12 protein-coding genes are annotated in these 13,363 nt (G+C 70.2%); 4 read left to right on the top strand and 8 right to left on the bottom strand.

The genetic code is table 11. From position 1 onward, the window contains the following. Positions 1-57: 57 nt before the first annotated feature. On the top strand, positions 58-1,266 hold the full coding sequence (locus tag A3CQ_RS0101260) for an acyltransferase family protein (RefSeq protein WP_020509094.1): 1,209 nt from the start codon (positions 58-60) through the stop codon (positions 1,264-1,266). Here A3CQ_RS0101260 and A3CQ_RS0101265 read toward each other — a convergent pair. The 5 genes from A3CQ_RS0101265 to A3CQ_RS56950 form a co-directional block, all read right to left on the bottom strand. After that, on the bottom strand, positions 1,226-2,368 hold the full coding sequence (locus A3CQ_RS0101265) for an RNA polymerase sigma factor (RefSeq protein WP_020509095.1): 1,143 nt from the start codon (positions 2,366-2,368) through the stop codon (positions 1,226-1,228). The genes A3CQ_RS0101260 and A3CQ_RS0101265 overlap by 41 nt on opposite strands. Further along, a complete protein-coding gene (locus A3CQ_RS0101270; RefSeq protein WP_020509096.1) occupies positions 2,365-2,772 on the bottom strand; it encodes a YciI family protein in 408 nt (135 codons plus the stop codon). The genes A3CQ_RS0101265 and A3CQ_RS0101270 overlap by 4 nt, the downstream gene beginning before the upstream one ends. A 92-nt stretch (positions 2,773-2,864) precedes the next feature. Beyond that, positions 2,865-3,989, bottom strand: a complete 1,125-nt coding sequence (locus A3CQ_RS51010; RefSeq protein WP_020509097.1) for a hypothetical protein — start codon at positions 3,987-3,989, stop codon at positions 2,865-2,867. A gap of 65 nt (positions 3,990-4,054) precedes the next feature. Beyond that, entirely contained in the window at positions 4,055-5,815 is a 1,761-nt protein-coding gene (locus tag A3CQ_RS0101280) for an asparagine synthetase B family protein (RefSeq protein WP_020509098.1), read from the bottom strand. 75 nt (positions 5,816-5,890) lie between these two features. After that, positions 5,891-6,763, bottom strand: coding sequence for a glycosyltransferase family 2 protein (locus tag A3CQ_RS56950; protein WP_051115115.1), 873 nt, complete (start codon positions 6,761-6,763; stop codon positions 5,891-5,893). A 289-nt stretch (positions 6,764-7,052) separates the two neighbouring features. Between A3CQ_RS56950 and A3CQ_RS0101290 the strand changes: the two genes are divergently transcribed. The 3 genes from A3CQ_RS0101290 to A3CQ_RS0101300 all read left to right on the top strand — a co-directional run bounded on the left by A3CQ_RS0101290 (position 7,053) and on the right by A3CQ_RS0101300 (position 10,918). Next, on the top strand, positions 7,053-8,552 hold the full coding sequence (locus A3CQ_RS0101290; protein ID WP_020509099.1) for an oligosaccharide flippase family protein: 1,500 nt from the start codon (positions 7,053-7,055) through the stop codon (positions 8,550-8,552). Positions 8,553-8,764: 212 nt separating this feature from the next. Then, positions 8,765-9,715, top strand: a complete 951-nt coding sequence (locus tag A3CQ_RS0101295; protein WP_020509100.1) for a TIGR03621 family F420-dependent LLM class oxidoreductase — start codon at positions 8,765-8,767, stop codon at positions 9,713-9,715. A gap of 36 nt (positions 9,716-9,751) precedes the next feature. Next, complete coding sequence (locus A3CQ_RS0101300) at positions 9,752-10,918, top strand: class I SAM-dependent methyltransferase (protein ID WP_020509101.1); 1,167 nt, start codon at positions 9,752-9,754, stop codon at positions 10,916-10,918. A gap of 56 nt (positions 10,919-10,974) precedes the next feature. Here the strand turns inward: A3CQ_RS0101300 and A3CQ_RS0101305 are convergent, their stop codons facing one another. Genes A3CQ_RS0101305 through A3CQ_RS0101315 form a run of 3 tightly spaced genes read right to left on the bottom strand, consistent with a single transcriptional unit; the run spans position 10,975 to position 13,363 of the window. After that, complete coding sequence (locus tag A3CQ_RS0101305) at positions 10,975-11,859, bottom strand: phytanoyl-CoA dioxygenase family protein (protein WP_020509102.1); 885 nt, start codon at positions 11,857-11,859, stop codon at positions 10,975-10,977. Positions 11,860-11,865: 6 nt separating this feature from the next. Next, entirely contained in the window at positions 11,866-12,510 is a 645-nt protein-coding gene (locus tag A3CQ_RS0101310) for a PIG-L deacetylase family protein (protein WP_020509103.1), read from the bottom strand. 4 nt (positions 12,511-12,514) lie between these two features. Then, the gene (locus A3CQ_RS0101315) at positions 12,515-13,363 is read right to left on the bottom strand and encodes a glycosyltransferase family protein (protein WP_026205178.1); all 849 of its coding nucleotides are present in this window, start codon (positions 13,361-13,363) and stop codon (positions 12,515-12,517) included.

The raw sequence follows: 13,363 nt of genomic DNA on the forward strand, positions 1-13,363 counted from the left end.
GCGTACCTTCCCGCTGGCCAATCGGTCAGTGCTGACGCATGAACACCGGAGGGACCGATGAGCGTCGAGTCAACCGCGCAGCGGCGCGTCACCGGGCTGGACGGCATCCGCGGCCTCGCCGCGCTGTTCGTGGTCGTGCACCACACGTACCTCGAGTCGTTCCCGGGCTACCCGGTCAACACCGGCCCGTCGTGGCTCGCCTGGCTGCTGTACGGGCATCTGGCCGTCGTCGTGTTCATCGCCCTCTCCGGCTTCTCGCTGGCGGTCGCGCCCGCCCGCCGGAACTGGCAGCTCGGCGGCAAGGCCCGTTTCGCGCACCGCCGGGCCTGGCGGATCCTCCCGCCGTACTGGGCCGCCCTGGTCTTCAGCTGCATCATCGCCTGGACCATCGTGCCGCAGCCGGGCTCGCCCGCGCCGGACGGCAAGGCGGTCGTCGTCTACGGCCTGCTGGTACAGGACATCTTCGGCTCTTCGGTGCCGAACGGCGCGTTCTGGTCGATCGCCGTCGAGGCCCAGCTGTATCTGGTCTTCCCGCTCATGCTGCTGTTGGTGCGCCGGATCAGCGGCGCGTTCATGGTGGCCGCGGTGACCGCCGTGGTCGTCGGCGTCGGGCTGCTCGCGCCCCACCTGCACCCGGTCGACATGCTGATGCGGCTCAACCCGCAGATGGCGGTCCTGTTCGCGCTGGGCCTGGCCACCGCCGGGGTGCTACGGGCGAGCGACCGGGTGCACCGGCTGCCCTGGCAGTGGTTCACGGTGGCCGCCACGGTGCCGGTGGTGATCCTCTGCATCGCCGAGGGCACCGGCTGGTGGGAACGCGAGCACTTCTGGGCCGACCTGGCCTGGGCCCCGGCCATCGGGCTGCTGCTGGCGGCCGTGGCGACCGGGCGGGCGCGCTCGCTCAAGTGGGTGCTGGACACGGCTCCGGTCCGCAAGCTGGGCTCGTTCTCGTACAGCCTCTACCTGATCCACGCGCCGATCGTCGTGGCGATCAGCGAGAAGGTCGTGGGCCCGCGGATGGACCCGGGGCTGCCGCGGTTCCTGGTGACCCTGGTGATCGCCGTTCCGCTGTCGGTGTTCACGGCCCGCTGGTTCGCGGCGCTCTTCGAGATCCCGTTCCAGCGGTACCGCAGCTGGTCGGCGCTGCGTGCGGCGGCCCGTGCCCGGTTCCGGCCCGCGGATGCGGTTGCGCCGACGTCGCCGGCGCCGTCGCCGGCGCCAGTCATCAATGCGCCAACTGCCGCACCCGTGCTGCCTCGCGAGTGAGGTGGTCGCGCTCCGGCACGCTAGTGGCGGCGCGCGACGCCTCGGCGTACAGGCCGGCGGCCTGCTCCAGGTCGCCGGCCCTTTCATGGAGGTACGCCGACACCGCGGCATAGCGGGGAATGTCGGGGCTCACCTCGGCCAGCGCCTTCAGGCCGGCCCGCGCGCCGTCGGCCTCACCGACGGCCACGGCCCGGTTGAGCCGCACCACGGGACTGCCGGTCAGCGTCAGCAGCTCGTCATACCATTCGACGATCTGCACCCAGTCGGTCTCGGCGGCGCTGAGCGCGTCGGCGTGCAGGGCGGCGATCGCGGCCTGCGCTTGATACTCCCCGAGCCGGTCGCGGGCCAGCGCGGCCTGCAGGATCGCCACCCCCTCGGCGATCAGGCCCGTGTCCCACCGTGACCGATCCTGATCGGCGAGCGGCACGAGGCGGCCGCCCGGTCCGGTCCGGGACGCGCGGCGGGCGTGGTGCAGCAGCATGAGCGCGAGCAGCCCGGCGACCTCGGGCTCGTCGGTGAGGGCGGCGAGCTGGCGGGTGATCCGGATCGCCTCGGCCGCCAGGTCGACATCCCCGCCGTACCCCTCGTTGAAGACCAGGTAGAGCACCCGCAGCACGGTCCCGAGATCGCCCGGCTGGTCGAGTGACTGGCCCTCGATCCGCTTCTTGGCCCGGCTGATGCGCTGGGCCATGGTCGCCTCGGGGACGAGGTACGCCGTGGCGATCTGCCGCGTGGTGAGGCCGCCGACGGCGCGCAGCGTGAGGGCGGCGGCCGAGGCCGGCGGCAGGGTGGGGTGCGCGCAGAGGAAGTACAGCCGCAGCGTGTCGTCGGTGGCGGGCACCGGACCGGCGGGCGGTTGAATCTCCACCGCCAGTTCCCGTCCGCGGCGCGAGGCCTCGGACCGGGCGGCGTCGAGGAACCGGCGCCACGCGACCGCGACGAGCCACGCCTTCGGGTCGCGGGGCGGGTCGTCCGGCCAGGCCTCCAGCGCGCGGATCAGCGCCTCCTGCACGGCGTCCTCGGCCGACGCGAAATCCGCTCCGCGCCGGACGAGGACGGCGATCACCGCGGGCACGACCTCCCGCAGCAGTGGTTCGTTCACTCGGTCACCGTGGGCGGCATGGCGAGGAACGGGCGCACCTCGAGCCACTCGTGGATCGGTTCCCCGCCGGGCCCGGGCGCGGCCGACAGCTCCCCCGCGAGCTCGAGGGCCCGGTCCCACGACTCCACGTCGATGACCATCCAGCCGGCGATGAGGTCCTTGGTCTCGGCGAACGGGCCGTCGGTCACCGGCGGCCGGCCCTCGCCGTCGTACCGGACGAAGGTGCCCTCGGGCGACACGGCCTGACCGTCGACGTACTCCCCGGTCTTCTCGAGGCGGGCCGCGAAGTCGACCATGAACTGGATGTGCGCGTCGACCTCGGCCGGCGTCCACTCGTCGATCGGCGCCAGGTCGGCGACCGGGGCCGGACCGCCGCGGTAGTGCTTCAGCAGCAGGTATTTCATGGTGGTTCTCCCTCGTCGTCGCGCGGGCCGTGGTGGCCGCTCGTACCCCAGGGACGGAGCGGCCAGCCCGTTCTCGACAAACCTCCGGGAAACTACATCGCGGGTTTGACCGTCCCGCCGCCCTCCCAGACGTTGTTGCTCCAGACGTTCCCGCTGCCGTTCACGTCGAAGCTGCTGACCGGGCCGTAGGCGCCGCACTTGCCGTTCTTGCCGCGCTCGAAGACGTTGTTCCGGAAGACGACCTTGTTGGCGTTCGGATAGGGCTTGCTCTGGGCCGAGCCACCGTAGAAGCAGTACGAGATCCCGGAGTTGTTGGCGCCGAGGAAGTTGTTCTCGATCACGACGTCGGAGATCACCGCGAAGTCGCCGAGGAGATTGAGGTCGCCGGTGCAGCCCTCGCCGACGGAGTTCACCGGCGGCGAGCAGATGATGTAGTTGTGCCGGATCTGGATGTTGTGGCCGCCGTTGGAGAGGAAGCCGCCGAGGTGCCACGGCGCGTTGTCCGGCAGGTACTGACCGTGGAGGTATGAATCCTGCACGATGCACGTCGACGAGTGCTCGCCGCACTGCGCGCTGGTGACGCCGCCGTGGATGTTGCTGCGCAGCACGGTCATGTTGCCGTAGCTGACCGCCGCGCGCTGCTGGGTGCCGGCATCGACCTCGGAGTCCTCGAGGAGCAGCGACCACTTGTCGGAGCCGGGCCGGTCGGTGTCGAGGAAGACCAGTCCGTTGATCTTGCTGCGCTTGACCGTCACGTTCGCCGCCAGGATGGTGAGATCACAGTTCAGCGTCTTGGAGTCGATGACGGTGTTGGCCTTCTGAACGGTGCAGGGGCCGGTGTAGTTGGTCAGCTTGGTGCCGGCCGGGACGCCGACGTTGTGCGCGCCGGGCCAGCCGGCGATGGTCCGGCCGACCGCACCCTCCGGTTTCGCCGCGGCCTTCGAGGAGGCCTTGGCGCTCGGCTTGACACTGACCGACGCACTCGCGCTGGGGCGAGGAGCAGCGCTGGTGGCGGCGGGCCCGGTCGCGGAGTCCGCCGTCTGCGGGGTGGCTGAGGCGTCCGGCAGCGCCTCGGCGTCCGAGGTGCGGTTGATGGCCATGTAGCCACCGATCAGCAGGACCGCGAGGGCGGCGACCGCGACCAGTGGCAGCCAGATCCGGTTCGACCGCGGGGACGACGGCGGCGCGGGATCGAATCCCGTTGTCGGAGCCGTCACCTTTGATCACCGGGCTTGAATGGGCGCATGAGGACAAAACTCCAGTCAGGAGATCATTTGTACGTCTAGGCGGGCGCTCCGGCGGCCAGCAGGTTGACCAGGAACGCCACGGTGGTCGGCGCGGGCGTCCGAGTGCCGTCGAAGACACCGTCGAGCCACGCCTTATCGAGGATCGCGTGATCGTACAAGCCCTTCGCGGCCGACGGCTCGGCCCGCCAGTGCCGCAGCACCAGCTCGGCCATGCCGGTGGCGCCCAGCTGCGGGTTCCGGCCACGGGTCAGGCGCTGGCGCACCTTCCGGGTCGCCTTGCGGGCGGTGACCGTGGCCAGCGACACCCGGGTCGCGAGGTTCCGCTGTCCGAGCCGGGCCGGGATGAGCCCGGAGTCGAGCGGAATGCGGGCCAGCTCGGGGTCGAGCCGGCTCATCAGCCGGCCCAGAAGAAGCGAGTCGCGCTTGTCGGCCGGGGCCACCGCCAGGGCGAGCTCGATGAAGCGCCGGTCGAACATCGGGTTGACCGCGAGCCGCCGGACCGCCGCGACGCTGCCGTGCGCGGCCGACCAGCGGTGCATGCGGTGGTAGAGGTAGAACTGGTCGGTCGAGCGCAGCCAGTCGCCGGGAACGAACAGGTCGGCCAGCGCGGTGATTGTGCCCTCGCGCGCCTCCGCCAGGTACGCGGGGTCGAGGGCGGCCTCCTCCACGGCCTCGTTCGCGGTGATCCGCCACTGGGCCAGCCGCCGCACCAGGCGGGCCGAGGTCTCGGCGCCGGTCGGCTGTCCGGCGTAGTAGAAGCCGCGGGCCACCTCGCCGCCCAGGCCGGAGAGCCGGCTGCCCTGGTCGAGGTGGGCCTCGGTGAGCAGCAGCGGGGCGAGGGCCATCGGGCTGGCCAGGCACTCCAGCGCCCGGGCCGCGAGCAGCGACACCTCGTGCGCCTCGGCCGGGGTCGGGTGCTGGTCGTCCAGCCGGCGCACATCGTGCCGCATGTCGTACCGCTCGCAGAGCCGCGCGGCGATCACCACGTCGGGGTGGCTGGGCTCGCCCAGGGTGAGCGCGCGGCGGCCGGACCGCAGTTTCTCCGGGATCGCGCCGAGCAGGATGCGCGAGTCGTGGCCGCCGGTCAGCTGCAGCACCGAGTCGGGGTGGGTCTCGAGGTACGCCGTCTGCCAGCGCACCAGGATGTCGGCCATCTCGGCGACCGCATCGTCCACATCGGGCACCGGACCGTCCTGCGAGACCGGCTCGGCGTACTGCCGGAAATCGGCCTTGCCACCGGCCAGCGTGGCGATGGTGGCGGGCGGCAGCGACCGGACGCCCTCGAAGATGGTGCGGTCGCCGACCTGCCAGCCGATCATCGCCTGGGCGGCCAGACCGGCCTGGTCGAGGCCGCCGCCGGCGAGCACGGAGAGCGCACGGGCGCTGGTGGAGACGGCGGCGATCCCGTCGCCCTGCCAGAAGAACAGCTGGCGGTACCCGAGCCAGTCGTTGGCCAGGACGACCGGCGCGCCGGGCCGCTCGCGGTGCGCGGCGGCGAACGGCGGCAGCAGCGACGTGAGCGCGTCGCCGGCCGCGATGAGCGCCGGGATGTCGGCGGTCGAGAGCTCGTCCTCCCGCGTACGCAGAAGCTTGCTCAGCCGGACGGTGAAGCCGGCGCCGGGCTCGCCGAGGATGTCGAGGTCGTCGCCACCGGCGAACGCGACCCAGCCGTCGGGAGACTCGTCGACGCGGTCGACCGCCGTCTCCCCGTCGGCCAGGCACGAAAGGACGGCGGCGGACGGGCGCGGGGATCGCGTGGCACGGGGCGCGACCGAAACCGCGAGGAACGCTCTCATGTCACCACAAGGTAGTGAAGGGGGTGGGTCGGCCCCATCGGTCGGTCGGGCACCCGACCGTGACGCATCGGCCCGTCACCGGGCCGGTGTCGCCATCCGCGCCAGCTTGACGCTGCGGCGGCGGATGATCTTCCATTGCCGGGTCAGATACCACTGCCGGGCCGCCGCGAGCGCCTGGCGCCGCTGGTCGTCGTCGAGACCGGCCTGGCGTACCCAGGCGGACGTCTCGCGCAGCTGCAGGGCGTTGCGCATCCGCCACTGCCAGGCCGGGACCTCCAGCATGCGGCCCAGCTTGCCCACCGAGTCGTCGGGCCAGTTCCGGTGGGCCAGGACGTCGCTCACGTGCCCCCAGGGGCCGGCCAGGGCCAGCTTGCCCGCGAAGATCTCGTCCTCGTGCAGCATGTTCCGGCGCGGGATGGCGGCGACGATCTCCCGCCGCATCATGCCGTAGAGCGGGTCGACCATCAGGTGGCCGCCGTTGAGCAGCCGCATCAGCTCGATGAACCGCTCGGCCGGGTCGTCCGAGGCCAGCGCCGTGCTCTCGTACGGCGCAGTGACGACCTCGCCCTCGTCGGTCTCGTACGAGATGCCCGTCGTCACCAGCACCAGGCGGGGGTCGTCGTCGAGCGCGGCGGCGGTGCGGGCGGCCAGCTCGGGGTGCACCCGGTCGTCGTCGCCGATCCAGCGGAAGTAGGCGCCGGTCGCGGTGCCCATGACGAACCGGAAGTTGTTGAGGAGGCCGATGTTCTCCGGCTGCCGGTGGTAATGGATCCGGTCGTCTTCCTTCGCCAGTGTGCGGCAGACGTCCTCGGTGTCGTCGGTCGAGCCGTTGTCGGAGATGACCAGCTCGAGGTCGGTGTGGGTCTGCGCCATGACCGACCGGACCACCTCGGTCACCCGGGAACCCGCGTTGCGGACCGGCAGGCCGATGGAGACCAGCTTCGACATCGGGATTTCCTTCCTGGGGCGGGCGGCGACGCCACTGGGCGCACCCTATCGCACGGGTCGGGCACCCCGGCCGCCGCGAGGGCACAGCCCATGCTGATTAAAACAATAGGGGCATCGGCAACCACCGTCGGGCCGGTAATTGCACCCGAAGTATTGAGGGCATGCCCCGGTTCGGCTCGGACCATCATTCCCAGGAATGATCCTGTGAACAATCCGTCAGTTGCGACTACGCTGCGGGGCCATGCGTAAGGATTTCCCGCGTTCTGCTCGACGATAACTGCGAGGGACCGTGACCGAGGCCGCCACCGAGGTAGCAGTTGAGGAACCCGAGTCGATCGGGCGCAAGGCCGCCCAGGGAGTCGGCTGGGGCCTGCTGGGAAACGTCCTGACCAGGGTCGGCTCGTTCGCCACCAGCCTGGCGCTGGCCCGGCTGCTGGTCCCGCACGACTTCGGGGTGTACGCGGTCGCCCTGGCCGCGATGCAGTTCGCGATCCACATCAACGACGTCGGCCTGATCCCGGCCACCATCCAGTGGCGGGGCAAGCTCGAGGAGATGGCGCCGACCGCGGCCACGCTGGCCGCGTCGTTCAGCTTCGTGGTCTACGGCGCCGCGTGGTTCCTCGCGCCGTGGTTCGCCGACTTCTCCGGCGTGCCCGAGGCGACCTGGGTCATCCGGCTGTACACCGCGACCATCCTGATCGACGGCATCACGGCGGTGCGCAGCGCCTACCTGCTGCGGACCTTCCAGCAGCGCCGGTACGTGATGGCGAACGCGACCGGCGTGGTGGTCAACGCCGTCGTCGCGATCAGCATGTCGCTGGCCGGCGCCGGCGCGATGGCCCTGGCCGGCGGGCAGCTGGCGAGCTCGGTGGCCACCGGCGTCCTGGTGTTCGTCTGGGCACGGCTGCCCCTCAAGATCGGGGTCAACTGGGCGATCGCCCGCAAGCTCCTCGTGTTCGGGGTCCCGCTGACCGTCAGCCTCGCGGTGGAGTCCGTGCTCGAGCAGGCCGACAAGGTCGTCGTCGGCCGGGTCATGGGGGCCGGCGTGCTGGGCTTCTACCTGCTCGCGGTCAGCATCTCGAGCTGGACTCCCGGCATCATCGGCAGCGCCGTGCGGTTCGTGTCGCTGCCCGGTTTCGCCCGGCTCTCCGAGCACGGCGACGAGAAGCTCTCCAAGGGCGTCACCAGCAGCTTGTCCCTTTTGTTCCTGGCGGTGATGCCGATCGCGGTGCTGCTCGCGGCCCTGGCTCATCCGCTTATTTCCTTTTTGTACGGATCGACGTGGTTGCCGGCCGCGGAGCCCCTGCGCTTCCTGATGATCCTCATGGTCGTCCGGATGGTGACCGGGCTCTGCATGGACATCATGATGAGCACGGGCGCCACCCGCTGGACGCTGGTGGTCAACGCGGGCTGGCTCGTGATGGCCATCCCCGCGCTGTGGTTCGCGACCAAGGCGGACGGCGCGGAGGGCGCCGCGGTCGCGCAGGCCATCGTCGGTGTGCTGGTCGCGGTGCCGCTGGCCGCGGTCGCGCTGCACCGGGTCGGCGTCCGGATCGCGCCGCTCGGCCGGCGGATGATCCGCCCGCTGCTGGCCGGGGCGGTGGCCGCGGTCGTGGCCGCCCTGCTGAGCCAGGCCGTCTCCGGCGCGGGCGCGTTCGTCCAACTCGCCATCGGCGGAACGGGCGGCATGCTTGTCTACCTGTTCCTCGCGATTCCCCGCAATGATCTGCGAGTCTGGATCGCGGCGCTGAAGCGGCATCGTTCGCAGGCCGGCACCGTCGCCGGATAACGCGCGGGAAATAGGTAGATAACTTCTCAGTCAACTCGGTTCCACAATCGATCACCCGAATTGATCGACTGACGGCCATATCTTGTCCCCGATACGGCGTGACCGGAGTCCGGCCGTATACTTAGATCGGTATCGAAGAATGCGGCGCGACATGCGCTTTTGCCCCTTTTCGCGGGACCGGAAGCGATCTCCCACGAGAAACTGGAGGCGTGATGGCGAACGCGTTTCGCTTCAGCACGAACATGCCCGCCCTCACCGGCCCGATGTCGCAGTGGCGCGACCAGCTGCGGCGGATCGAGGACCTCGGGTACTGGTCGGTGGCCGTCTCGGACCACTTCACCGCGGGCTGGAAGATGGAGCCGCTGGTGGCCATGACGGCCGCCCTCGAGGCGACCACCACGCTGCGGGTCATGCCACTGGTCCTGGGCAACGACTACCGCCATCCGGTCCTGCTGCACAAGTCGCTGGCCACCCTCGACGTGCTCTCCGAGGGCCGTGTCGAGATCGGCCTCGGCGCCGGCTGGATGGAGAGCGACTACCTCGCGGCGAACATGCCGTACGACCCGGCGCCGGTGCGGATCGAGCGGCTGGGCGAGTCGGTCGAGGTCATCAAGGGCCTTTTCAACCCCGAGCCATTCTCGTACGTCGGGAAGCACTACCAGATCACCGAGCTCGACGGCCTGCCCAAGCCGGTGCAGCAGCCCCACCCGCAGATCCTGATCGGGGGCGGCAGTCGGCGGGTGCTCGAGCTGGCCGGCCGGTCGGCCGACATCATCGGCATCAACCCCGTGATGCGCCGCGACCGCGCGGACGGCCTGGCCCTGCTCGACCTGACCTCGGACGGCGTGGCCAAGAAGGTCGCGATCGCCCGGACGGCCGCGCTGGCCGCCGGCCGCGATCCGGACACCCTGCGCTATCACACGTCAATCCGGTCGATGGACATCACCGACGTCCCCGATTCCCGGCGCTGGGTGTCCAGCATGGCGACCGATGTGACCGATCCGGCGGTTCTGGCGGACTCCCCGGCGGTGCTGCACGGAACCGTGGCATCCTGCGTGGAACAGCTGCGACGCCGCCGGGACGAGTTCGGCCTCGACTACTTCCACATGGGGGGCGATCCCGTGGCCGCCGCGCCGATCGTCGCCCGGCTCGCCGGTTCCTGACTGTTTCTCTTGAGGGGGAAGAAGACCTTGTCTCGTATGTGTGACGCGTGCGGCGAAGCCACCCTGGTGGCGTTCGCCGATCTCGGCGACATCCCGGTGCTGTGCGGCGTGCACTGGGCCGACGCCGGGGCCGCGGCGGCCAGTCCGGTCGGCCGGATGACGCTCGGGTACTGCCCGAACTGCGCGTACGTCCGGAACCTCGCCTTCGACCCGGCGGTCATGGTCTACGACACGACCATGGACACCAACCTGCACCACTCGGCCGCGTTCCAGGCCTTCTCGGCCGAGCTGGTGAAGCACCTGGCCGGCCGCTTCCAGCTCGGCGGCAAGCGGGTGCTGGACATCGGCTGCGGTCAGGGCGAGTTCCTGCGGGAGCTGTGCCACATCTCCGGCAGCACCGGCATCGGCTACGACGCGATGTACGCCGGACCGGAGGGCGCCGACCCGTCCGGTGCGGAGTTCCACAGTGGATATGCGCCGCGCGGCTCGGCCCTCCCCGAGTTCGACGTGTTCACCTCGCGGCACTGGTTCGAGCACATCACCGACCCGTACGAGTTCCTGAAGGATCTGCGCGAGCAGGCCGGCGACCGGGAGGTGTACGGGTACATCGAGGTTCCGGACGCCGTCTACGACATGTCGACGGCCGGCTGGGAGGTCATCTACCCGCACGTGTCCTACTTCGACGCGTACTCGCTGGTGCGGATCGTCGAGCGGGCCGGCTGGCGGATCGAGGACACCGGCACGCTGTTCGGCGGCATGTTCCGCTTCATCGAGGTCTCGGCGAACGCCGGCGACCGGCCGCGCCTCGGCGACCAGCCGATTCCCGGCCCGGCCGAGCGGGAACGCCAGCTGGCGGCGGTCAAGGGGTTCCAGGAGCGCAACGCCTCGGAGCAGAAGCGCTGGCGGGACCGGATCGCCGAGCTCGTCGAGCAGGGCGCCAACCCGGTGTTGTGGGGCGCGGGCTCGCGGGGCGTGCAGTTCCTGACGTTCGCCGACGCCGACCAGCGACTGGCCGCGGTCGTCGACGTGAACCCGCGCAAGTGGGGCCGCTACCTGCCGGTGACCGCGCACCGGGTGGACTCGCCTTCGTCGCTCACGGCCCTGAAGCCCTCGGCGGTGATCATCACGAACCCCTCGTACCAGAAGGAGATCGCCTTGGCGCTGCGCGAGCTGGGAGTCGAGGCCGAGCTGCTGATCGCCTGACCCGTGCACGACAAAGGAGGCCGAGCCAAGCTCGGCCTCCTTCGCTTTGTCGTCGGTCAGATCGGCGCGGTGTCGTACTCGCCGATCAGCTCCTCCGGCAGGCGCTCGAGGTCGGTCGCCCGCATGAAGTCACCGAGGTTGGTGCCGGTGCAGTCCGAGTCGACGTTCGCGGCGCCGCTGTGCGCCTCGACGTCCTTCCGGTTGACCACCCGGAAGTCGATCGAGAAGCGGGTCCGGCCGGACGTGTTCGGCACGGTGGTGTGCAGCTGCGCGCCCGAGAAGATGAGGATGCCGCCGGGCGGGGTGATGACCCGGATGTCGGGCTCCCGCTCGATCTCCTGCTCGGCCTCGGGCTGCTTACGGGTCTCCATGTCGACCTGCTTCGCCGCCGCGCTGCGGCCGAACTGAACCCACTGCGCGTAGTTGTAGTCGCGCGAGCTGTTGCGCACCCCCTCCGCGAAATACCGCGGGTGGAACGCCATCGCATTGTCCTCCGCGACGTCGTACACCGGGATCCAGTAGTTGATCTGGGAGAACGGCGCCGAGAACCAGGTGTCGCGGTGCGACTCGAACTGCAGGGTCAGGCCGGCGTTGAGGTACTCGCTGGTCATCGACCGCAGCCGCGGCACGTCGAGGTACGCCTGGGTGAGATCGATGTCCAGGTCGGCCAGGATCCCGCCGACGAGCTCCTTGCTCCGCGGGTGGTTGATGAACGTCGGCTTCAGGTCGGCCAGGACGTCCACGTACGCCTGCTTCTCCATGTGATGCTGGGCGTCCGGCGGGAAGTGCGGCGCGAGGGCCTTCTCCGCCATCTCGCGGGCGAAGGCGACGAGCTGGAGCGAGTGCGGCGTCGGCGAGTAGACGAACAGGTCGCCGCCGAACAGCTTCTTGCGCCTCTCCTCGTCCGACATGGTCGAGTCGTAGTACAGAACGGTCACCATCGCTCCTTACGGGACAAACGTCAAGGTTGCTTTGCTGCAGTCGAAGGCCTCGGCGTACCGCGAGCGGCACTCCATGCCCCGCAGCCGCGCCAGCCCCAGGAAGACCTCGTCGTCCCACCAGTCCCGGGCCTTCTGGGACGGGAACGACTCGTGCAGCAACTCAACCTTGCGCCGGGCGACGTCGTCGGGCAGCGGGATGTAGGTGTTGCGGCGCGAGAGGTCGCCGTCCCACTTGGGAATCTCGTAGTGCAGGACGAGCTGGTCGCGGAAGACGGTGGGCGTCTGCTCGGCGAGCAGCCGATGGTCCTGATGAGCGTCGTTCGGCGCCGGGCAGATCACCAGGTCGGGCTGGAGAACGCCGACGGCGCCGTGCAGGATCTCCTTCACGTCGTTCCAGTACGCGGGCAGCCGGCCGTCCGGCAGCTCGTGCAGGGCGAAGGTGATCTCGGCTCCGGGCAGGAACCGGGCCGCGGCCGCGCGGGCCTCGGCCTGCCGGTCCGGCGACCCCGTGCAGAGCACATAGTGGACGCGGAGGCCGGGCGAGGCCGCGGCCAGCGACAGAAGCAGTCCGCCGGCCGCGATCTCGATGTCGTCGGGGTGGGCACCCACCGCGACCAGGGACCGGACTCCGGTCAAGGTGAGGCCGAGCACCGAACTAGCTCGCCAGCACCTGGTCGGAGCCGGCCGTCACGTCCGGCACGGTCAGCGGCGACTTGCCGTTGTGGTGCGGGTCCCAGAGCATCCACGGGCTCTGTCCACGGTGGTACATGTCCTCCAGCTCGGCGCGGTCCTTGAAGGTGTCCGCGGCCCGCCAGAATCCGGTGTAGCGCTGGGCGAGAAGCCGGCGCTGCGGGATCAGCCGGTCGAAGGCGTGCGGCACCATGTCCTCGCCCGGGCGCAGCTCGTCGAAGATGCCCGGGCGCATGACGAAGTAACCGCCGTTCTCGTACTGCATCAGGTCGGTCACCGCCCGGACGCCCGTGACCTCGCCGTTCTCCGCGATCTCGACCACGTGGTGGGTGGAGACCGGCGGGACGGCCAGCATGCTGGCCACCGCGTCCGGCGACTGCTGGAACCGCTCGACGAGCTTGTCCAGCGGTGCGTCGGTCAGCGTGTCGGCGTAGTTGGCGAGGAACATCTCCTCGTCCTCCACCAGGTGGCGGACCCGCATGAGCCGCTCGCCGATCGACGAGCTGAGGCCGGTGTCGATGAATGAGATGTTCCAGTCGTCGATGTCGGTGCTGTGCAGCTCGATGTTGCGGCCGCCGCCCACCATCGTGAAGTCGTTCGACTGGGTCTCGTCGTAGTGGATGAAGTAGTCCTTGACCGCGGCGGCGCCGTAGCCCAGGCACAGGATGAAGTCCTTGTGGCCGAAGTGCGCGTAGTAGCGCATCACGTGCCACAGCAGCGGACGGTCACCGATCATGTTCATCGGCTTGGGCGCGCTGGTCGGCCCCTCGCGCATGCGCATGCCGAGGCCCCCGCAGAACAGGACCACCTTCAT

Origin of the sequence: Paractinoplanes globisporus DSM 43857, assembly GCF_000379645.1 — a bacterium.
In the GTDB taxonomy this organism is placed as follows: Bacteria; Actinomycetota; Actinomycetes; order Mycobacteriales; family Micromonosporaceae; genus Actinoplanes; species Actinoplanes globisporus.